Origin of the sequence: Rossellomorea vietnamensis (genome assembly GCF_001305855.1) — a bacterium.
In the GTDB taxonomy this organism is placed as follows: Bacteria; Bacillota; Bacilli; order Bacillales; family Bacillaceae_B; genus Rossellomorea; species Rossellomorea vietnamensis_A.
In genome coordinates, this window is record NZ_LIXZ01000001.1 from 83,038 (window position 1) to 105,718 (window position 22,681).

Consider the following 22,681-nt stretch of genomic DNA (forward strand, 5'->3'; position numbering starts at 1 on the left):
ATCATCCACCTTTTTCAGATAGCTTTATAAGCTCATCAACACTCGAGGGTAGAGAAATCTGTTCGTATACACCCTGCTTCAGGAAGGAAATGATTCCCGGATAATAGTTGATGGCTTCATCCACTTCACGGGAAGTTCCTTTTTTGTATGCTCCTATTTGAATCAAATCTTCTGAGTTCATATAGGTGCTCAATAACTCTCTTATTCTAGTGGCAGCTTGTAAATGCTCTTTAGAAGCGAGGTGATTCATTAACCGGCTGACACTCTTCAGAATATTAATGGCGGGATATTGGCCGCGATTCGAAATCTGACGGTCGAGTACGATATGACCGTCGAGTATCCCCCTCACTGTGTCTGAAATAGGCTCATTCAAGTCATCACCATCTACTAAAACGGTATAAAACGCCGTAATGCTTCCATGGAGGTTTGTTCCTGTTCTCTCTAGTAGCTTCGGTAAAATTGCAAATACGGAAGGAGTATAGCCTTTCGTTGTAGGCGGCTCCCCGACCGCCAATCCGATTTCCCTCTGTGCCATGGCTACCCGGGTGGCAGAATCCATCATCAGCATGACGTTCATGCCTTTATCACGGAAGTATTCCGCAATCGCTGTCGCCGTAAAGGCGCCTTTAATTCTCATGAGTGCAGGCTGGTCGGAAGTGGCAGCCACTACAATCGTTCTCTGCAATCCTTCTTCACCTAAATCTCTTTCAATGAATTCTCTTACTTCCCGGCCGCGTTCCCCTACCAATGCGATGACATTCAAATCAGCTTTCGTATTTCTGGCGATCATTCCAAGTAATGTGCTTTTCCCCACTCCACTTCCGGCAAAGATTCCTACCCTTTGCCCTTTACCGACGGTGAGCATGCTGTCGATGGCTTTTACGCCAACTTCCATTTTTTCATCAATGGGAGGTCTTGATAATGGATTGGGTGGTTCCTGTTCTGTATAGGCAGTGCTTAACCCTGACGGTAATTGGCTTCCATCAAGTGGATGACCGAGAGAATCGATCACCTTTCCTATTAACGATGGTCCGATTTTGATTTCTAATGGTTTTGCCGTTGCTTCCACTAAACTGCCTGGTGAGATATCCTGCATGTTGGTATATGGCATGAGGATCACCAAATCATCATTAAACCCGACTACCTCTGCTTGTATCACTTTTTGTTTGCCACGAGAGAGAATATGGATATGACACACTTCACCTACAGAACTTTCAGGACCTTGAGACTCGATCATCAATCCGACTACCCGTTTCACTTTGCCGAACTTTTTGAATGTTGGGATTTGAGGAATCTGAGAGATAAGATCTGCTGCTTTCATTCCCCATCACCTTCTAGAAGATGGTGAAGCTTCAGCTTTAATTCTTTTAATTGAGAATCCACACTGACAATCACCCGTCCTTGATTCGTTTCAATATAGCATTCCTCAGGGAGAAGGTCATCGTTGGCATAGATGAAACATTGAATATTGGTGGGGAACATGACTTCCAGTTCAGACTTGTTTTCAGCAAGCAGCTTATGTCTGGAAGGATGCACATGTATTTGGATGTGAGGCAAATCCCTCACTTCCTTTAGCCCCCGTTCCACGATGGAAAGGAATAGATTCGGTTCTTCTTCCAATTTTTGATTCATGATTTTCCCGGCGCATGCTATCCCAAGATTGATAATGACTTTCTCTGCCCTTTGTATGTACCCTTCATACTGTTCCCTGTTGTTTTCTGTTATTTCGTTTGCTTCCCGCAGCTTGTTCTCATATTCCTGGTAGCCTTTATTTCTGCCTTCTTCCTCTCCTTGCTGGAATCCGGCATTATAAGCCTCTTGCATAAGCTGTTCCCGTTCTGTTATCCATCTTTCTTTATCAAGTAACAACCGTTCTTCTTCTCGACGATTCTCCTCTTTTGCTTCCCGGATGATTCGTTCTGCTTCAATGGTCGCTTGCTCTATGATTTCATCCCTTCGAACCGATGCATTCCCTATTAACCTATTTTCCTCTGGGGAAACGTCTTCCAGGGGCTTCACTCTTTTAAGAGATATGACTTTCCGGTGGTCTTCAATAGATTGAGCTACGGTAGACTTTATGATCCTAGACAATAATATCGTCTCCTCCACCACGGGCAATGATGATTTCACCTGAATCCTCTAATCTTCTTATGACTGCTACAATGCGTGACTGTGCTTCTTCAACATCCCGCAATCGGACTGGCCCCATGAATTCCATTTCTTCTTTAAGGGTCTCGACCATCCGGTTCGACATATTCCTGAATACTACTTCTTTCACTTCATCACTCGATACTTTAAGTGAGAGAAGCAGATCTTCATTATCGCAGTCCCTGATCACACGCTGGATAGAGCGGCCATCGAGTGTAACAATATCTTCGAATACAAACATTCTCTTTTTGATTTCTTCGGCTAATTCCGGATCTTGAATCTCCAAGGCATCAAGGATGGTTTTCTCTGTTGAACGATCCACCCCGTTCAACACTTCCACTACCGCTTCCACCCCGCCGGTTTGTGTATAATCCTGAGTAACGGTCGCTGAAAGCTTCCTTTCAAGGATCGCTTCCACTTCACTGATCACTTCAGGAGAGGTACCATCCATCACGGCAATCCTTCTCGCAATATCTGCCTGGACTTCCTGTGGAAGCTCTGAAAGTATCTGACCTGCTTGTTGAGGATCAAGATAAGACAGAATCAATGCAATCGTTTGTGGATGCTCATTCTGGATGAAGTTCAGAATTTGAGCTGCATCCGCCCTTCTTGCAAAGTCAAAGGGTTTGACTTGTAAGGAAGAGGTTAGGCGATTAATGATTGCTAAAGCCTGCTCAGATCCAAGCGCCTTCTCCAAGACAGTCTTCGCATAGCCAATACCACCTTGTGAGATATAATCCTGTGCGATGGCGATTTGATGAAATTCCTCTAAAATGTCTTCCTTGGCTTCCGTCTCTACCTTCTTCACTCCGGAAATCTCCAATGTTAATTTCTCGATATCTTCTTCCGACAAATGCTTGTATACGGATGCTGATACATCAGGACCAAGAGAGATCAGGAGGATAGCTGCCTTTTGTTTACCTGTTAAACCTTTCTCTCTTCTAACCATGTTCATTCCTCCTAATCCTCTGCTAACCAGGTGCGTAACAATTTCGCAAATTCTTCCGGTTTTTCTTTAGCCATTTTTTCCAGCTGCTTGCGGCGAATCGAACCTTCTGTCTCTTCTTTAGGTTCAATATCCGGGATCTGGACCTGTTCTCTTGTTTCTTCATATTCCATTTCTTCAATCGATTCTTTCTTTCTTGAACGTAATAAGAAAAATACTAAAAGAAGAATCACTACAAGGAGTATGCCTCCCACAACATATGTCCACCAAGGCAGAGCTGGCTTCTCTTCAGATGGAACGTCCACTTTCCCATTGAATGGCTGTACCGAGACGACGACCTTTTCTGCAATCGCGTCATCTGTGAGTTCAGGGTTCGCTCCTTTATCAATGGACGTCCGTACGATCGTGGATAATACTTGACGTATATCATCGACCCTGTCCTGTGGTAATGACGTTTCCTTTTTCGGATCAGGCGGTTCCACCATGACCTGTATCCCCAGGTCTCTAATCTTGTATGGACTTTCTACAATCTCTTTTTTGATTCGATTGACTTCATTATTGATTGTTTCTTCCATGCGTTCATAATCACCATTCGATTCTGAACTTGAGCCGTATGTAGCACCACTGTTTGTCGGCTCGTTGGCATCCCCGGCCCCTGGAGTCCCCCCTGGAGCAGCACCTTCACCCGAGAACGTTTCGGTAATCCGCTGAGCACTGACTGCGATCCCTTCCATATTTTCTTCATCGACAGGGGTCACAAGGGTTTCTTCACGGTTTTCCTGGGTAAAGTCAATATCAGTTGTCACGGAAACCACTACCTTGTTAAAGCCGATCAGTGTACCGAGCATGTTTTGAACCTGACGCTGAATATCACGCTCGACTTCTTTCTTTACATTCATTTGCTGGGCAAAATTTCCGCTTCCCATGGAATTATTTTGAGATTCTAAATCAAAATACTCAAAATATTGATTCATAATGGCGATATTCTCAGTAGGAAGATCTGGAACGCTCTTCGAAACAAGATGATAAAGGGATTTGATTTGCTTTTGATCAAAAGTGAAACCCGGCTTCGTATCCAAGACTATGGAAGCGGATGCATTCTGCACATCATCTTTTATGAAAATCTGCTTCTCAGGAAGGTTGATCATGACCTTTGCATCCTGGATGCCGTCTATTCCTTTCATCAAATTGGCTAATTCCGTTTGCATGGCGTCCAGTTTCATGACATTGAACTCATTATCGGTCATACCGAATCCCGCATTTTGACTGAAGAAAGAATAGTCGATACTCCCAGAGTTAGGAATCCCCTCTGCAGCAAGTTCAACTTTCAGTGTATCCACCTGTTCTTTAGGGACCATGATTGTAGATCCACTATCGGTAATTTCTGAAGGGATTCCTCTGCCATCCAGATTTTCTTTGATGGTACCCGTTTCAGAAGGTGACAAATTACTATATAAGGGTTCGAGAGTCGTTCGCGTAGAAAAATAACTTACTGCACTGATCAGGATGACGGCAATCAGAAAGATGATTCCCATACTTATTTTTTGTTTTTTTGTTCTACTTGTCCAATAAGACTTTATTTGTTCTGTATATTTCTTAAACGATTCATTCATTACAATCCTCCGGTACTCGACTGCATGAGCCTACTACATTGGCATTCTCATTATCTCTTGATAAGCTTCCACTACTTTGTTACGGACTTCCATTGTCGTTTGCAGGGTAATGCTCGCCTTTTGTGAAGCGATCATCACTTGATGGAGATCAACGTTCTCACCACGCACAAGTTTTTCCGTTAATTGATCGGACTGAACTTGCATCTTATTGACTTCATCGATGGAATTTTTAAGTAATTGACTGAAGTTTTCCGTTGCTTCTGAAGGAGAACTATTTTTTTTTATAAATGACGGACTTATAACAGACGGACTTACCGAACTAATATTGTGTATGGCCATAGAACTACAACCTTTCTTTATTTACCAATTTCTAATGACTTCATTAACATTGCTTTATTTGCATTAAATACTGTCACATTTGCTTCATAAGACCGTGTAGCTGAAATGAGGTCAACCATTTCCCTCAGGGGATCGACATTCGGCAGGCGTACATACCCATCTTCATTTGCATCGGGATGCTCAGGGTCATAAACCATTTTAAATGGTGTTTCATCGTCTTCTTCAATCCGTGAAACTTTCACTCCAGTGCCAATTGAGTGGTTGTCTCTTGTGTTCATCGCCTGATTTAAAAAAGAAGAAAACTGATCTTCCTTTGGAGCCATCACGACGGACTTGCGCTGATAGGGCTGCCACTCACCATTCACCACTTTGCCTCTCGTTGTATCCACATTGGCCATATTGGACGAAATGACGTCCATCCTCAATCGCTGGGCCGTTAATGCAGAAGCCGTTGTATTCATACCTGTAAATAATCCCATACTTACTTGCCACCCCTTATAACAGATTGCAGACTGTTAAACTTTCCATTGATACGGTCTGACAGGGCATTAAAATAAATTTGATTGGTTGCCATCTCCGACATTTCCTGATCCAGATCCACACCATTTCCATTATGATTGTACTGAAAAGAGGTTTTCGTCTTTACAGCAGGGTGTTGACTGTCTGATTGAAAGGTAAAATGACGTTGATTCGTTCTTTTCGCTTCCAGTTGTTGAGTGGACTGATCTAATATCGACTTAAACTCTACTTTTTTCGCTTTATAATTCGGTGTATCGACATTCGCAATATTTTGAGAAATGACTTTCTGATTTAACGAGGCATAGTTCAGCCCGTTTTCAAGTGTTGAGAAGGTATTGGAAAAAAGTTTCACTTCAGGCACCTCTATCCGTTTTTTGACATGTTTCAACTATTTTTGACATATTTATCATACAACAGTATTTATTGTAATGTTTAGCGTGAATAGTGTCTATGAATATTCCGTAAATTTTAAAGAAAGATGGCGATATTCATCGAATTCGTGACTTTTAATCCACTTTTAAACCTTATATTTCCATGGATATTTTTACAAATAAAAGTGGTTTTTTTCTCGTTTTGTTACATCAATATTACAAGGAGATGGAACAGTAAGAAGCAGGGTACCATACATATCCGCAATTGACCTTTCAATTGCGAGATATACATAAGAAAACTTCACCTAAGATCAGGTGAATCCTTTTACCACTATATTTATCACTCCACTCGGAAGGATGTCGAATTTGGTCGTAACATTGTTGTAACTTTATTGTACTATCAACATACTAGATGACAATACGAAAAGAACAATTGCCGATAGTCCATTCGACTTATTTTCCCTAAACAGTCTGACATTTCACTACAATCAACTCATATAAGTTGAGGAAGCTATCGCATTTTACGCTTATTGATTTCAATATAAAACAAAAAAAGCTGTTTCCCACTTGGGGAAACAGCTTTTCTTATATTAGTTTGAGCGCAGTTTATCTAATTCAACCAAGAATTTATTGTTTAATACTTTGATATAAGTACCTTTCATTCCTAGAGAACGGGATTCAATCACGCCTGCACTTTCAAGTTTACGAAGGGCGTTGACGATAACTGAACGCGTAATGCCGACTCTATCGGCAATCTTAGAAGCAACCAGAAGTCCTTCATTTCCATTTAGCTCTTCAAAGATGTGTTCAATGGCTTCTAACTCACTGTATGAAAGGGAGCTGATTGCCATCTGTACGACAGCCTTGCTTCTCGCTTCGACTTCGATTTCTTCTGCTTTTTCACGAAGGATCTCCATCCCTACTACCGTTGCACCATATTCAGCAAGAATCAGATCATCATCTTCAAAGCTTGCTTCAAGTCTTGCAAGGATCAATGTTCCTAATCTTTCCCCTCCACCGATGATAGGGACGATGGTCGTTAAACCATTTTTGAAGAACTCTCTATTTTCAACAGGGAAAGCGGTATATTCGCTATTCACATCAAGGTTGGGAGACGTTTCTTGTACATTGAATAAATTTTGAGTATATTCCTCAGGGAATTGACGGTCAGCAAGCATTTGCTTCATCCGCTCATTTTCGATTTGTTGATTGATGGCATAGCCAAGAAGTTTCCCACGACGGCTGACCACAAACACATTCGCCTCAATCACCTGACTTAACGTTTCTGACATTTCTTTGAAGTTCACCGGTTTCCCAGCTGCTTTTTGCAGCATGGCATTGATTGTTCTTGTTTTACCTAATAAATTCATTACGTTTCCTCCTACTACAACTAAAGTGTATCTATTATTTAATTTTATATGATCCTTAATCCATCTACCTATACCCTATAAAGGATAAGCGAAAACTTAAAGGATGAACTGACTCAGATCTTTATCTTTTGAAATGGCGCCAAGTTTATCGTCCACATATTGCGGTGTGATCTTTACCGTATCCAGGGTGATATCTGGCGCTTCAAAGGATAGGTCTTCAAGTAGTTTTTCCATGATCGTATGAAGTCTTCTGGCCCCGATATTATCGGTGTTTTGATTTACATCATAAGCGATTTCAGCGAGTCTACGAATAGCATCGTCAGAAAATTCAATTTGTATACCTTCTGTTTCCATTAAAGCGATATATTGTTTAATGATGGCATTATCCGGTTCAACCAGGATCCGCACGAAGTCGTCTGTAGACAACTTCTGAAGTTCTACCCTGATTGGGAAACGGCCCTGCAATTCAGGGATAAGATCCGAAGGTTTACTCATGTGGAAGGCACCCGCTGCTATGAATAGGACATGATCCGTCTTCACTGAACCATATTTCGTAACAATGGTCGATCCTTCTACCACAGGAAGGATGTCCCGTTGAACGCCTTCCCTGGATACATCAGCAGAAGACTGGCCTGAACTTTTGCTTGCAATTTTATCGATTTCATCAATGAAGATGATCCCGGATTGCTCTGCACGGATGATTGCCTCCTGGGTTACTTCATCCATGTCAATCAGCTTTTGAGCTTCCTCATTGGTCAGCACCACTCTTGCTTCCTTCACCTTCAATTTACGCTTTTTCTTTTTCTTCGGCATGAAATTACTTAGGGCATCCTGCATATTCATCCCCATTTGTTCCATTCCTGAACCTTGAAGCATATCAAACATGGATGCTTGCTGCTCCTCGACTTCAATCGTGATGAATTCCTCTTCCAATTCACCATTTTCAAGTCTTTTTTCCACTCTTCTTCTTTGCTCCTGGAGTGAAATCTCTTCCTGCTTTTCTTCCTCTTCTTCAGATGTACCTTGTGCCCCGTTGCCACCGAAGATCATTTCAAATGGGTTTTTATAAGAAGAGGATTTCTTTTTGGACGGCACCACAAGCTCTACCAGGCGGCGACTTGCATTTTCAGCTGCTCTTTCCCGGACGCCGACCATTTTCTCCTCTTTCACCAGGCGTACGGATGTCTCAACCAGATCTCTGACCATCGATTCAACATCACGTCCAACGTAACCCACTTCCGTAAACTTGGTAGCCTCCACTTTCACAAAAGGAGCACGGACCAATTTTGCGATCCTTCTGGCTATTTCCGTTTTACCGACACCGGTGGGACCCATCATCAGGATATTCTTTGGAATCACTTCATCTTTCAATACATCGGACAGAAGGCTACGTCTATAACGATTTCTCAGCGCTACGGCAACCGCTCTCTTGGCATCCTTCTGGCCTACAATATATTGATCCAATCGTTCAACAATCTGCCTCGGGGTTAAGTGATCAGTACTCTTCATCAAATGGCACACTCCTTACTTTCCTATAGTGTGAGAGAATATCAATTCTTATCTGTACTTCCTGGTTTAAAGCTCTTCAACGATAATTTGGTTATTCGTATATACACATATATCGGCAGCGATTTGAAGGGAAGAACGAGCAATTTCCTTAGCAGTCAAGTGGTCTCCGGCATACTGCTTCAATGCCCTCCCGGCAGATAACGCGTAATTCCCACCTGAACCTATGGCCAGGATCCCATCATCCGGTTCAATCACTTCACCTGTACCTGAAATTAACAGAAGGTGGCTTTCATCCATGACAATCAACATCGCTTCAAGCTTTCTAAGGACTTTATCGCTCCTCCATTGTTTCGCGAGCTCGACTGCTGCTCTTGGAAGATTTCCGTTAAACTCCTGAAGCTTCCCTTCAAACATTTCAGACAACGTAAACGCATCAGCAACAGATCCCGCGAATCCGGCCAATACTTTTCCATTAAAAAGTTTTCGTACTTTTTTTGCCGTATGCTTCATGACTACTGAATTACCGAATGTTACCTGCCCGTCACCGGACATCGCACACTTGCCATTATGCTGTACGGCAAATATAGTGGTTGCGTGGAATTGTTCCATTTCCTAAACCTCCAACTCTTCTAAGCACGTGGGTGATGTGCTAAATACGTTTTTCGTAACTGATCTTTGGATACATGGGTATACAGCTGGGTCGATGAAAGCTGTGCGTGTCCAAGAAGTTCCTGAACCGTCCTTAAATCGGCGCCATTATTCAACAAATGAGTTGCAAACGTGTGACGCAGCATATGGGGATGTATCTTCCCAGTCAAAGATGCTTTCTCGATAATTTTATTTAAAATGAGACGAATGCCTCTTTGGGTCAATGCTCCACCACGATGGTTGACCAGCAATTGAGTATGGGACGCATCCTTCGCAAGCTTCGGCCGTGAATGTAATATGTATTGTTCTAAGGCATCATGTGCAAAGCTTCCAAACGGGACATACCTCTCTTTTTTCCCTTTTCCTTTTACCAGTAGAGTAGACATCCCAAGGTCCACGTCACCCAACTTGATATTCGTACACTCACTTACACGGATTCCCGTCGCATATAGAAGTTCGAATATGGCCAGGTTACGAATTTCCAAAGGGGTGTCCCCATCACAAGCATCCAGCAGAGCCTGTATTTCCTCCTCATAAAAAAAGGCAGGCAATCGCTGTTCTTTTTTCGGAAGATTAACAAACGAAAAGGGGTTATCGAGCAGTTGTTTTTCTCGATTTAAGTAACGGTAAAAGCTTCTTATGCTCGAAACCTTCCTTGAGACGGAAGACCTCTTTAAACCTTGATCATGCAGCTTAGTTAAAAAGAGTCTTGCATCAGAATACTCCACATCTTTTAATGAACGTAAACCTTGTTCTTTCATAAATACGTAAAACTCTTCAATATCATGACGATATTGTTCAAATGTATGAACAGAATAATGTTTTTCTATTTGTAAATATTCAGTAAAGGAATGTAATTGTTCATCTAATTGCTTATTCATGTTTAACACCTCACAAGGGCTACTAAATAGTAACACAACCGGGGGGTCCTTGCAATGAATTTTACACTTTTTTCACAAAGTTCTGAATTGTTTCCAAGGCCCGGCTTGCATGTTCCTCATTGCGTTCTTTCTTCCCTTTTACCTTTTTGGGTAATTCCGGGAAAAGACCGAAATTGGCATTCATCGGCTGAAAGTTATGTTTATTCGCTGTGGTGATATATCTTGCCATACTTCCCATGGCCGTCTCATATGGAAACACAACCGGCTCTTCTTCTACTGCAAGTCTGGCTGCATTGATTCCTGCAATCAATCCGCTTGCAGCAGATTCCACATATCCTTCCACACCTGTCATTTGACCCGCAAAAAACAGGTTTTCATGATCCTTTAATTGATACGTATCTTTCAGGACATTAGGTGAGTTGATGAAGGTATTCCTGTGCATGACACCGTACCGGACAATATCGGCATTCTGGAGTCCAGGGATCAATTGAAGAACCTCTTTCTGCGGCCCCCACTTTAAATGGGTTTGGAATCCGACAATATTATAAAGGGTCCCCGCGGCATCATCCTGCCTTAACTGGACTACGGCATAAGGACGTTTACCTGTTTTAGGGTCTTCAAGTCCGACTGGCTTAAGGGGGCCGAATAACATCGTCTTCTTCCCTCGTGACGCCATCACCTCAATTGGCATGCATCCTTCAAAGAAAACTTCTTTCTCAAATTCTTTCAACGGAACCGTCTCCGCGGAAATAAGGGCTTCATAGAATCGATTGAACTCACTCTCGGTCATCGGGCAATTTAAGTATGCCGCTTCCCCTTTGTCATATCGGGACTTTAAATATACTTTGTCCATATCGATGGAATCCTTTTCTATGATCGGGGCAGCCGCGTCATAGAAGTATAAGTGCTCTTCCCCTGTCAGCCGTTTAATTTGCTTCGAAAGACCTTCACTCGTCAGGGGCCCGGTAGCAACAATGGTGATCCCCTCCGGTAAATCCGTTACTTCTTCATTAAAGACGGTAACATTCGGGTGGTTTTTCACTTTATCTGTGACAAGTGCTGCAAATTCGTGGCGATCGACTGCGAGAGCGCCTCCAGCAGGCACAGAGCAGGCATCCGCCGCTGACATGATGACTGAATCCAAACGTCTCATTTCTTCTTTTAATACTCCGACTGCATTCGTAAGTGTATTCGCTCTAAGTGAATTACTGCACACCAGCTCTGCAAATTTATCTGTATGGTGGGCAGGGGTTTTAATGATGGGTCTCATTTCAAAAAGGTTTACCTTTATTCCCCTTTTGGCAATCTGCCAAGCCGCTTCACTTCCTGCTAGCCCTGCTCCAATAACGTTTACTGACATCTGTCTTTAAACCTCCTACATTCCGAACGCTTTATCCAATTTGCATTGTACACCAAGGGACAATGATAAGAAAGATAATTGTATATTGAAAATATGTATCGTATGTTACAAAGATTATGAGAAAATACAAAAGGGCTGACCCACTAGGTAATAGAGAAATCACCTGTTGGGACAGTCCCTCGTTCCATTGTATTCGTTCATTGTTCAACAATCAATCGTTTTTTATTGCCATTATGCATAATGATCGGTTGTTAAGGGCTTTAAAGAGTAGTCCCAGACAATACATCATAATAGCGGTAACAGGGGACCGGCACTCTCATCCCCCTACTATTTCTGAGGTTCTTCTTTATAATCACAGTTCGTACATTGGATTTGATTACCCTTTTTAAGCTTCTTCTCCACGAGCAACTCAGAACATTTCGGACATTTCCGTTCAATCGGTTTATCCCATGATAAGAAATCACACTCAGGGTACTGGTCACATCCGTAGAAAATACGCTTCTTCTTGCTTTTACGCTCAATGATATTCCCTTTTTCACATTTAGGGCATTTCACACCGATCTCTTTCACGATCGGCTTGGTATTACGACAATCCGGGAAGTTGCTGCAGGCCATGAACTTACCGTATCGTCCCATCTTGAATACCATTGCGTGACCGCATTCTTCACAGTCTTCACCGGCAGGTTCATCCCGGATTTCAATTTTCTCCATTTCATTTTCCGCTTTTTCGAGATGTTTTTCAAAATCTTGATAAAAGCGGTCAATGATTCTTTCCCACTTCACATTTCCATCCTCGATGTCATCCAGGCTCCGCTCCATGTTCGCTGTGAACTCGACATCGATGATATCCGGGAAGAATTCTCTCACTAACTCTAACACGATTTCTCCAAGCTCCGTCGGGATAAATCGCTTGTTATCCAGAGTAACGTAACCTCTCCTTTGAATCGTATCAAGGGTCGGAGCATAGGTGGACGGTCTCCCGATACCGAGTTCTTCCAGTGTTTTCACGAGTCTTGCCTCGGTATATCTTGGCGGCGGCTGGGTGAAATGCTGATTCGGGTCAATGTTTTCACTTTTCACTTTATCTTTTTCTTCCAATGCAGGAAGGAAATTGTCTTTTTCTTCTTTCTGATCATCCAACCCCTCAACATATACCTTCATGAAGCCGGGGAATTTAACTTTTGAACCAGAAGCTCTAAACATGACGGAGCCGTTTACAAGATCCACGCTCATCGTGTCCATGATCGCAGGCGCCATCTCACTTGCTACGAAACGTTCCCAGATCAATTTATAAAGGCGATATTGGTCTCTTGAAAGGAACTGTTTAACCGAAGACGGATCCCTTAAGGTACTGGTCGGCCGAACAGCTTCATGGGCATCCTGGGCTTTTTGTTGTTTTTTCTCTTTACGCTCAGATTGCTTGATAAAATCCTGACCATATTTACTCACGATGTATTCATTGGCTTCTTTTTGAGCTACTTCAGAAATCCGGGTGGAGTCCGTTCTCATGTATGTGATAAATCCGACGGTTCCTTGTTTTCCCATTTCGATTCCTTCGTATAATTGCTGTGCAAGCATCATCGTCTTCTTTGCCCGGAAGTTTAATTTACGGGCTGCTTCCTGTTGAAGGGATGAAGTGGTAAACGGAGGTGCGGGATTTCTCTTTCTTTCCTTCTTAGTGACTTTATTCACTTCGAAAGACTTCCCTTTTACCTTACCAAGAACCTCTTTCACTTCTTCTTCCGTCTTCAATTCCACCTTTTTACCGTCAATACCATAAAAAGATGCCTGGAATGTATCATTGCCTTTGGTGAATTCTGCTTCAATGGACCAATACTCTTCAGGAGTGAAGGCTTTGATTTCATTTTCCCTGTCAATGATCAGCCGGACTGCAACGGATTGGACCCGTCCTGCACTTAGTCCCTTTTTCACTTTTTTCCATAATAATGGGCTGATGTTGTATCCAACTAACCTGTCTAAAATTCTTCGTGCCTGCTGAGCATCAACCAGGTCCATATTGATTGCACGGGGATGTTTGAATGATTCTTTGATCGCATCCTTTGTGATTTCGTTGAATACGACCCGACATTCCGAAGTGGTGTCCATATCGAGGCTATGTGCCAAGTGCCACGCGATCGCTTCCCCTTCTCTGTCGGGGTCGGCTGCAAGAAAGATTCTTTTCACTTTTTTCGCAGCGGTTTTTAATTCTTTTAATACAGGGCCTTTGCCACGTATAGTGATATACTTTGGTTCGAATTCATTCTCGACATCCACGCCCATCTGACTTTTTGGCAAGTCCCTGACGTGGCCCATCGATGCCCTGACCTTATATTTTTTTCCTAAATAACGTTCAATCGTTTTCGCCTTAGCCGGCGATTCCACTATTACTAAATAATCTGCCATCCAATAAGCCTCCTTAAAGAGGAAAATAATCACTGTTTTATAGCACCTTGGAATGTTTTTTTAACAAGCACAAACGGAAACGTTTACACTTACATTCACATAGGTGTAAGAATCTTTTCAGTGTAGAGAAGTACTGCTCTTATCTATTTATTTCTCATATATACAGTTTTTGATACCTGTTGCAAAATGTATAACAGTTTCACCATAAATGCAACCATTTTGTATGAAATACATTTGATATTCACCGTTTTATGTTCACAAAATCCCTTTATTAATAGATTTTACATCATATTTTTGAAGTTTATACCTTGAGCTCTGAAAATATGTCTTCTATTGTCAGGACCATTTTGGCTCCTTCTTGTATAAGGGAGTTTGTTCCTTCTGCCAACGGATCGTGTATGGACCCTGGCAAGCAAAGGACTTCTCTCCCTTCGTTCAATGCATAATCAGCCGTGATAAATGTACCGCTCTTTTTTCTGGCTTCGGTGACAAGTACCGCATCACTGATACCGCTGATGATTCGATTTCTAAATGGAAAATGCCATTTTTCCGGCTTGATATAAGGGGGATATTCCGAAAGGAGAAGATGGTGAGCCATCATATGGTTGGCCAAATCGACATTTTGTTTAGGATAAATATGCTGGAATCCTCCCCCCAGCACACCTATCGTTTTGCCTCCAGATCTTATCGCTTCTTTATGTGCGATCGTATCTGCCCCTTTTGCGAGTCCACTTACGATCACGATTTCATGTTTGACCAGCTCTGGAATCATCGTGTGAAGAACTTTCTCTGTGTATGAGGTGGCATCTCTTGAACCTATCACAGCTAATTTTGGAGAGGCTTGGAGCAGTTTTTTGTCCCCTTTTAAAAAGAGGAGAAATGGGGGATCATATACATTTTTCAACAAGAGGGGATAATCATCATCAAAAAGGGTGATCCACTCTATGTTGTTCTCGGCATAGAGCTGCATATAGCGTTTTGAAGAAAAGGAATGGAGGTCTTTATAGAAGGTTTCTATATTCGTAGAAGTGGAACGGGTTATCTGTTGGAGCTTTGATATAGGAAGTTCAAGGACAGAGTGAAGATCCCGATACGTTTCAAACAATCGTTTTATTCCTTTCAAACCAATTCCCCGGCAGTGATGAATGTGAAAGACAAGGTTACGATTTCCTTTCATTAAATGCCTCCTAACGATCAAGTTAAAATAGATAAAATTGAGACTGACAGCCAAGCCGTCAGTCTCAATACAAGATTAATGTGTTTTACATTTATCGAGGAGTCCCTCTTCTTTAAGCACCTTGATCAATGTTTCACCCATATCTGAAGGAGTTGGCGCAACTTGAATCCCACACTCGTTCATAACGCGGATTTTCTCATCTGCCGTCCCTTTACCACCTGAAATAATCGCACCGGCATGGCCCATACGTTTCCCTGGAGGTGCTGTACGTCCACCGATGAAGCCCACTACAGGCTTCGTCATATTTGCCTTGATCCACTCAGCGGCCTCTTCTTCTGCAGTACCACCGATTTCACCGATCATGATCACAGCATACGTATCTTCATCTTCGTTGAATGCTTTCAGTACGTCGATGAAATCTGTACCGTTTACAGGGTCTCCTCCGATACCGACTGCCGTCGACTGTCCGATTCCAGCTTGTGAAAGTTGATGTACGGCTTCATACGTCAATGTACCGGAACGGGAAACAACCCCAACATGACCTTTTGTATGGATGTAACCAGGCATGATCCCAATCTTACATTCGTCAGGAGTGATGACTCCAGGACAGTTCGGTCCGACAAGGCGTGTTTTCTTGCCTTCCATGTAACGCTTAACCTTCACCATATCCAATACAGGGATATGCTCTGTGATACAAATGGCCAGATCAAGCTCGGCATCGACCGCTTCCATGATTGCATCTGCTGCAAATGGAGCAGGAACATAAATGACTGATGCATTTACGCCAGTTGCTTTCTTTGCTTCTTCCACAGTATTGAAAACTGGTACGCCTTCAACCTCTGTTCCGCCTTTTCCAGGTGTAACACCCGCCACGATCTGTGTACCGTATTCAAGCATTTGCTTCGTATGGAAAAGAGCTGTTGATCCTGTAATTCCTTGTACAACAACCTTGGTATCTTTATTAATAAATACGCTCATTAGTCCCCCGCCTTTCTCAGCCTACTTGCTCAACGATTTTTTGTGCGCCGTCTGCCATGGATTCAGCTGCAATGATATTCAAGCCTGATTGATTCAGGATTTCTTTACCTAAGTCTACATTCGTACCTTCAAGACGTACGACAAGAGGTACTTGAAGACCGATTTGCTTAGCTGCTTCTACAACACCCGTTGCGATGACATCACATTTCATGATTCCACCGAAGATATTCACGAAAATACCTTTGACGTTTTCATCAGAAAGGATGATTTTGAATGCTTCTGTTACCTTTTCAGCTGTGGCACCGCCCCCAACATCAAGGAAGTTAGCGGGATCTCCGCCGTAATGCTTCACGATATCCATCGTGGCCATGGCAAGACCAGCGCCATTTACCATACAGCCGATATTCCCATCAAGGGAAATATAGCTCAGGTCATATTTTGAAGCTTCGATTTCTTTCGCATCCTCTTCTTCAAGATCGCGTAATTCGATGACATCCTTCTGACGGTATAATGCATTTGAATCGAAGTTGAACTTCGCATCAAGTGCCATGACGTCCCCATCACCAGTCACCACTAACGGGTTGATTTCAACAATTGACGCATCCTTTTGGATGTACACATTGTAAAGACCCATCATGAACTTAGCTGCTTTCCCGACAAGCTTTTGAGGGATATTGATATTGAATGCAATACGTCTCGCCTGGAAACCTGTTAATCCCACAACTGGATCGATATACTCTTTAAAGATTTTTTCAGGTGTTTGTTCTGCTACTTCTTCGATTTCCGTTCCGCCTTCTTCAGATGCCATCAGGACAACTTGGGAAGTTGCACGGTCGAGTACAAGACCTACATAATACTCTTTCTTGATATCACAGCCTTCTTCGATAAGTAAGCGCTTTACTTCCTTACCTTCAGGACCCGTTTGGTGAGTAACTAAAGTTTTTCCGATTAATTCCTCTGCATATGTACGCACTTCGTCAAGGCTCTTGGCAATTTTGACTCCGCCTGCCTTGCCCCGTCCACCTGCGTGGATTTGCGCCTTTACAACATATACGCTAGAATCTAACGTCTTCGCCGCTTCTACTGCCTCTTCAGCTGTAAAAGCCACTTTACCATTTGGTACGGATACCCCGTAATTTCTGAGGATTTCTTTACCTTGATATTCATGGATATTCATTTTCCATCCTCCTATCAAACTCTTCAAAAAATAGACTGCGCTTTCATTGTATAAAATGACAGTATATATGTCTACCATTATGCTAAAAATATTATATTAATTTAAAAATTCTGAACATATTTAGATAGAATTTATACATATCACGCCAATTTAACTGGGAGAAACGCATGTAAATTATTATACTCAAAAAATATATTTTACCTAACCAATCTAGCTTTCTTCATCTTCAGCGTGAGTTCCATTTGTTTATTCTTTCCTGGATATGTCCTTGTCCAAACGGTAGATAAAAGCAAATACTTCTGCTACGGCCCCGTATAATTCCTCCGGGATGGATTCACCGATATCCAGGTTGCCGAGCAGGGATAACAGGCTCTTATCCTCTTGAACAGGCACTCCATGCTCCATCGCTTTTGACAGGATGTTTTCAGCGATCATCCCTTTTCCTTTTGCCACCACTTTTGGCGCTGATGCTTCTTGCTGATTATAACCTAGAGCAATCGCTTCTTTCCTCTCGTACCGGCTTTTCATATTTTTACATCAACTCCGGAAAATGTTCGATTGGACACGTCCCCTAAGAACTTTTCTGAAAGGTTTTCGTGTTTATCGGGTTTCTTCACCTTTACGGCGGATAACTGATAGTCCAAGTTCTCGAGTCCTTTTTTCAGATCAGGAATAAGCGGTTGGGACAAAGCTTCTACTGCCGGATGGTCATTCCAAATGGTCAGGGAAATGACACGGTGTTGAACCTGCATATCGATCAACGTCTCATCCAATTCCTTCATGTTCAAATAAAATAATACTCGGCAATAGTCACCATCTATAACTCCCTTTTCTTTCTCTTTTCCTGTCCATTGTATGGTGATATCCGTATTTCGTCCAAACAGATACATTGGAAACTGTTGAACGATTGTAAGGAGAGGGGATGGATCCTGAGAGTGAAGAACTTGATGGTTCATTTTCAGAACAATGTCATCGGCTAATTGGCGAATATCGGATGCCGGGTGATGCTGGCTTAATCCGATAAGATGCTCCTTCAATGTCTGGCCTTGGGTCTCATATCCTTTGTGGAGGTGAGCTTCATAGGTGATTCCAAAGTCACCGATCACCCTTTTTAATACTTTGGCCAATTCATCTCCCTTGAGTTGTTCCGTCAGGTCCAATACCGTTTGGTGGTGAAGCATTTGAAAGATTTTCTCCTGATTCGATGCAGGAACACCTTTCCCCCACATCTGTTCAAGCCTGGTAAAGTTCATTTCCACAAGCTTTTCCTTCCCCGCTAATCCGACCAGCTGTTTTGCCGCTGCTTCTGGTGTTTCTTCTTCCCTTCCCTGCAGGTGGGTCCCTGTGCCGGATAGGGTGTCCATCCATTTATTGATAAGGGAGAAAGTTGACTTAGTCGATTCTTGACCGGATTCATTCGCACTTGAAACCGGGTTCTGACCGCTTCTAATCCCTTCAGTCGCTGCCATAGTTAGAACCTTCCCCTCCCGATCTGAAGTCACCCTTTCCAGGATCATACCCGCTAATCCTTCCTTCCATTGATGCATTACCGTCTCGTTCGAAATGAATCCAAGGGACTTTAATACATCAAAATGCCCCAAACGGTTTGCATAGGTTTGGGAAGAATCCGCTAAACCCGTCAAGGCTTTGATGACAAGATTTTCAGATATATTCCTCCTTAAGGGTTCCTGCAGTTTTCGGATCAATTGGAGCGTGCTTACTTCTCCCATTTCATTTAACTTCAAAGAAAGAGTATCCAGCATGGAAATGAAATCACCTTTTTCTCCGGCTTTCATCGAAAGGAATATCCTGTCTGTAAATGGCATGTTCCTTCTGGCCATTTCCATGATGATCTTTAATTTAACAGCTGCATCTTTCCCTGTAACATGCTTCCCTGCAAACTCCAGCATGTCTTTATGAATGGGTACCTTATTCTTCACAAGGTCCGTAACCAAATTAGTCATTTCTTTATCATCGGTCGAAATGGAGAGATGATGTAAGAGCTTAGAAGCCATACTCTCACCATCTTCTTGGAGAGACGGGATCAACCGGAGGCTCAATCCTGTCTTTGTCTGCTTCACTTCCACCCATTGACGCTCTCCTGCATTCAAAGGAGTTTCGAGCTTTGCCAAGAACCGTTGACCGTTTGCAGATACTTCTGCCAGATCATCACCCAACAACTTATGTACCTTTATATAGATAACCTTTCCACCCTGGACCGAAAATGGTTGTCCGCCCTGAGTGGACAGTGCCTGATTCCTTGCAGTACCGTGAATGTGGGTCATCTCTCTCCCCCTCCTATGTTATTCATCCTACAATTTATGCTGAAAATGCTTATCCATTTGTATGCAGAAGCTCTTTTACCGGTGCGAAGCTTTTCCGGTGAAGAGGGGTTACTCCTAATTGCTCAAGTCCATTTAAGTGGTCTTTTGTTCCATATCCTGCATTTTTCTCGAAAGCATAGCCGGGATATTTTTCAGCGTATTCCTTCATCATCCTGTCTCTTGTAACCTTTGCGATAATAGAAGCTGCAGCAATGGATATGCTTTTCGAATCTCCTTTGATGATTGACTGACTCGGATATGGGGATTGAAGTTTCATTGCATCGATCAATAAGTAATCCGGCTGCACAGGCAGATGGATAATTGCGTCATTCATCGCTTTTTTCGTCGCTTGATAAATATTGATGGAATCGATCTCTTCCGCGTGGACCATTCCAATTCCAATTGAAATCGCATGATTTTGGATATATTCATAATATTCTTCTCTTTTTCCTTCTGAAAGTTTCTTGCTGTCATTCAATCCTGCTAAATAGAAGTCATGGGGAAGGATGACGGCTGCCGTTACGACCGGTCCGGCAAGTGGCCCTCTTCCCACCTCGTCTATCCCGGCAATACGGGTAAATCCTTGAAGACGCAGCTCCTGCTCATATCTGGTGAGGTTTTGAAACTCCTTTTTCTCCTCAGCCTGCTTCTTTCGGTCCCTTTCAAGCTGAAGCAGAAGTTTCTGAACGCCTTTTCTCTCATCCTGTTTCAATTCTTCCAAAATCGGATCAGACTCTGTCAGTGTCCCGATCAATTGTTTAATCTCACTGATCGTTCTATGTACTTTCGTCACGTCAGTTCCTCCTCGTATATATCGGATATCCCGCACAAAAATAAAGAGGCTGTGTCAAAGAGATTCATTCCCTTAATACAGCCTCTGCCGTTATTCGCTATCTTTTTCAGCTTCACCAATAAAATCAAATGTCATAGGTCCTAACTGAACGTTCCGTATATCCCTCACGATAATTTCAGATGTCTTATCATAATTGACCTCTCCACCCGCCATCAGACAGCCTCTTCTAGCCCCGATTACATCAAAGCTATCCACTACCTCTTCGGATATCCCTTCGAGGCCGTAACGCTCTTCTAATCGCTCTGGATAATGCTCTGCAAGAAAACGCAGACCATAAACGGCAATATCCTGCAAATTCAGGATGGTATCCTTGATTGCTCCCGTTAATGCCAGTTTATAACCTACCTTGGGATCTTCGAACTTCGGCCATAAAATGCCGGGGGTATCGAGTAACTCAAGCTCTTTTCCGACTTTGATCCATTGCTGGGCCTTCGTCACACCAGGTGTATTTCCTGTTTTGGCGATATTCTTCTTCGCCAGCCTGTTGATCAGGGTGGATTTACCTACGTTTGGAATCCCTACAATCATCGCCCTGATGGCCCGGGGTCTCATTCCCCTCGACTTCATCCGGTCGAATTTATCTTTCAGGATTTCCTTAGCGGCCTGCACGATGACTTGAAGACCTTTGCCGGCCTGTGCATTTACCGCAAGGGCCGTAATTCCCTGCTCTTTGAAGTAGGCGATCCACTGATTGGTTCTGTTTGTGTCTGCCATGTCTGCTTTATTTAATAAAACGAGCCGTGGCTTTTGACCGATGATCTCCTCAATCATCGGATTTCTGGATGATAACGGGATTCTTGCATCTACTAATTCAATCACTATGTCTACAAGTTTTAATTTCTCAGTAACTTGTCTACGAGCTTTAGCCATATGCCCCGGAAACCATTGTATCGTCATATGACCACCTCCAAACACTTTTTTCTATTATTTCACTAAACCGAAATCTTTAACAGGCCAATAGATCACTTTCGTGTCCCCGATTACTTCATCGGTCGAGACCGTCCCGATATGACGGCTGTCTTTACTGAATCGACGGTTATCCCCCATAACGAAAATCTCTCCATCCGGTACTGTTTCTTCACCGGTTATATCCTTTAATGAAAAATCTTCGGTCAAGACACCGCCGTTCAATTGATCTTTGTATTCCATGAGATATGGTTCAGTATAGGCTTTTCCATTTATATATAATGTATCATTTTTATACTCTACCTTATCCCCCGGCAGGCCGATGACCCGTTTGATATAATCCTTTTGCTCGGGAGCATGGAAAACGACGATATCGAACCGCTCAGGCTCTCCCAGTTTACTTACAATCATTCGGTCACCATTATGTAAAGTAGGCATCATTGATAATCCGTCAACTACGATGGGGGCAAATAAAAAGAATCTGATAATAGCTGCTAACCCGACTGCAATTAACAGGGCCTTCATCCATTCCCACCACTCGTTTTTTTCTTTAACCACATCTCCACCACCCATGACTTTTTCTATCTTTATCTATTCTACTAGAAATTCTTCTAATTCTCATTAAAAATTGGTGGTTTCCCGAAAATAGTCGATACCCGCTTCTACTCCCTTAAACGAAAGGTTTTAGAAAAAGGAAAAGGAGCTTGTCTCCAAGCTCCTTTTCTTACGTTCTTATCGAATTTCTTTAATACGAGCCGCTTTACCACGTAGATTACGCAGGTAATAAAGTTTCGCACGACGGACTTTACCGCGACGAATAACTTCTAATTTAGCGATTTTAGGTGTGTGTACTGGGAAAGTACGCTCAACACCTACACCGTAAGAAATTTTACGAACAGTAAATGTTTCGCTGATACCGCCACCGCGGCGTTTGATTACTACTCCTTCGTAAACCTGAATACGTTCACGAGTACCCTCAACGATGTTAACGTGTACACGTACTGTATCACCAGGACGGAAAGATGGTAGATCAGAGCGAAGCTGTTCTTTCGTAATATCTTCGATTAATTTGTGCATCTTTTTCAACTCCTTCCAACAGATGCTCTTACAAAAGCGATTGATTGCAGCGGAACATCGGGATCCATGACTTCAGGAGCTA

22 protein-coding genes are annotated in these 22,681 nt (G+C 42.7%); all 22 read right to left on the reverse strand.

Translation table 11 applies throughout. The features are described 5' to 3' along the window. Position 1: 1 nt before the first annotated feature. Positions 2–1,321 carry a flagellar protein export ATPase FliI gene (gene fliI / locus AM506_RS00405; protein WP_060669734.1) on the reverse strand — a complete coding sequence of 440 codons (1,320 nt, stop codon included), beginning with the start codon at positions 1,319–1,321 and terminating at the stop codon, positions 2–4. Continuing rightward, positions 1,318–2,091 carry a flagellar assembly protein FliH gene (gene fliH / locus AM506_RS00410; protein WP_060669736.1) on the reverse strand — a complete coding sequence of 258 codons (774 nt, stop codon included), beginning with the start codon at positions 2,089–2,091 and terminating at the stop codon, positions 1,318–1,320. The genes fliI and fliH overlap by 4 nt, the downstream gene beginning before the upstream one ends. After that, positions 2,084–3,097: a flagellar motor switch protein FliG gene (gene fliG, locus AM506_RS00415; RefSeq protein WP_060669737.1), complete on the reverse strand. Its 1,014-nt coding sequence runs from the start codon at positions 3,095–3,097 to the stop codon at positions 2,084–2,086. The genes fliH and fliG overlap by 8 nt, the downstream gene beginning before the upstream one ends. An 11-nt stretch (positions 3,098–3,108) precedes the next feature. Further along, positions 3,109–4,707, reverse strand: coding sequence for a flagellar basal-body MS-ring/collar protein FliF (gene fliF, locus AM506_RS00420; protein WP_060669739.1), 1,599 nt, complete (start codon positions 4,705–4,707; stop codon positions 3,109–3,111). 33 nt (positions 4,708–4,740) lie between these two features. After that, entirely contained in the window at positions 4,741–5,046 is a 306-nt protein-coding gene (gene fliE / locus AM506_RS00425; protein ID WP_060669741.1) for a flagellar hook-basal body complex protein FliE, read from the reverse strand. Between the two features lie 17 nt (positions 5,047–5,063). Continuing rightward, positions 5,064–5,525, reverse strand: a complete 462-nt coding sequence (flgC, locus tag AM506_RS00430; protein WP_060669743.1) for a flagellar basal body rod protein FlgC — start codon at positions 5,523–5,525, stop codon at positions 5,064–5,066. 2 nt (positions 5,526–5,527) lie between these two features. Beyond that, positions 5,528–5,917 carry a flagellar basal body rod protein FlgB gene (gene flgB / locus AM506_RS00435; RefSeq protein WP_060669745.1) on the reverse strand — a complete coding sequence of 130 codons (390 nt, stop codon included), beginning with the start codon at positions 5,915–5,917 and terminating at the stop codon, positions 5,528–5,530. Positions 5,918–6,526: 609 nt separating this feature from the next. After that, positions 6,527–7,306, reverse strand: a complete 780-nt coding sequence (codY, locus tag AM506_RS00440) for a GTP-sensing pleiotropic transcriptional regulator CodY (RefSeq protein ID WP_060669747.1) — start codon at positions 7,304–7,306, stop codon at positions 6,527–6,529. Positions 7,307–7,402: 96 nt separating this feature from the next. Further along, complete coding sequence (gene hslU / locus AM506_RS00445) at positions 7,403–8,815, reverse strand: HslU--HslV peptidase ATPase subunit (RefSeq protein ID WP_060669749.1); 1,413 nt, start codon at positions 8,813–8,815, stop codon at positions 7,403–7,405. Positions 8,816–8,881: 66 nt separating this feature from the next. Next, on the reverse strand, positions 8,882–9,424 hold the full coding sequence (gene hslV, locus AM506_RS00450; RefSeq protein ID WP_060669750.1) for an ATP-dependent protease subunit HslV: 543 nt from the start codon (positions 9,422–9,424) through the stop codon (positions 8,882–8,884). Between the two features lie 20 nt (positions 9,425–9,444). Beyond that, positions 9,445–10,344 (reverse strand): tyrosine recombinase XerC, encoded by a 900-nt coding sequence (gene xerC / locus AM506_RS00455; protein ID WP_060669753.1) that lies wholly within the window; start codon positions 10,342–10,344, stop codon positions 9,445–9,447. A 61-nt stretch (positions 10,345–10,405) separates the two neighbouring features. Next, a complete protein-coding gene (gene trmFO / locus AM506_RS00460) occupies positions 10,406–11,704 on the reverse strand; it encodes an FADH(2)-oxidizing methylenetetrahydrofolate--tRNA-(uracil(54)-C(5))-methyltransferase TrmFO (protein ID WP_060669755.1) in 1,299 nt (432 codons plus the stop codon). A 327-nt stretch (positions 11,705–12,031) separates the two neighbouring features. After that, positions 12,032–14,107: a type I DNA topoisomerase gene (gene topA / locus AM506_RS00465; protein ID WP_060669757.1), complete on the reverse strand. Its 2,076-nt coding sequence runs from the start codon at positions 14,105–14,107 to the stop codon at positions 12,032–12,034. Positions 14,108–14,408: 301 nt separating this feature from the next. Then, positions 14,409–15,284, reverse strand: a complete 876-nt coding sequence (dprA, locus tag AM506_RS00470) for a DNA-processing protein DprA (protein WP_060669760.1) — start codon at positions 15,282–15,284, stop codon at positions 14,409–14,411. Between the two features lie 75 nt (positions 15,285–15,359). Further along, on the reverse strand, positions 15,360–16,262 hold the full coding sequence (gene sucD, locus AM506_RS00475; RefSeq protein ID WP_060669762.1) for a succinate--CoA ligase subunit alpha: 903 nt from the start codon (positions 16,260–16,262) through the stop codon (positions 15,360–15,362). A gap of 16 nt (positions 16,263–16,278) precedes the next feature. Then, complete coding sequence (sucC, locus tag AM506_RS00480; protein ID WP_060669764.1) at positions 16,279–17,439, reverse strand: ADP-forming succinate--CoA ligase subunit beta; 1,161 nt, start codon at positions 17,437–17,439, stop codon at positions 16,279–16,281. A 246-nt stretch (positions 17,440–17,685) separates the two neighbouring features. Beyond that, positions 17,686–17,967, reverse strand: coding sequence for an EscU/YscU/HrcU family type III secretion system export apparatus switch protein (locus AM506_RS00485; protein ID WP_060669766.1), 282 nt, complete (start codon positions 17,965–17,967; stop codon positions 17,686–17,688). After that, entirely contained in the window at positions 17,964–19,724 is a 1,761-nt protein-coding gene (locus AM506_RS00490; protein WP_060669768.1) for a hypothetical protein, read from the reverse strand. Before AM506_RS00490 ends, AM506_RS00485 begins: the two co-directional genes overlap by 4 nt. A 49-nt stretch (positions 19,725–19,773) precedes the next feature. Then, positions 19,774–20,556, reverse strand: a complete 783-nt coding sequence (locus tag AM506_RS00495) for a ribonuclease HII (RefSeq protein ID WP_060669770.1) — start codon at positions 20,554–20,556, stop codon at positions 19,774–19,776. A gap of 90 nt (positions 20,557–20,646) precedes the next feature. Then, a complete protein-coding gene (gene ylqF / locus AM506_RS00500; RefSeq protein WP_060669772.1) occupies positions 20,647–21,513 on the reverse strand; it encodes a ribosome biogenesis GTPase YlqF in 867 nt (288 codons plus the stop codon). A gap of 27 nt (positions 21,514–21,540) precedes the next feature. Then, positions 21,541–22,080 carry a signal peptidase I gene (gene lepB, locus AM506_RS00505; protein WP_060669774.1) on the reverse strand — a complete coding sequence of 180 codons (540 nt, stop codon included), beginning with the start codon at positions 22,078–22,080 and terminating at the stop codon, positions 21,541–21,543. 174 nt (positions 22,081–22,254) lie between these two features. Beyond that, positions 22,255–22,599 carry a 50S ribosomal protein L19 gene (rplS, locus tag AM506_RS00510; protein WP_032088854.1) on the reverse strand — a complete coding sequence of 115 codons (345 nt, stop codon included), beginning with the start codon at positions 22,597–22,599 and terminating at the stop codon, positions 22,255–22,257. Positions 22,600–22,681: the final 82 nt, after the last annotated feature.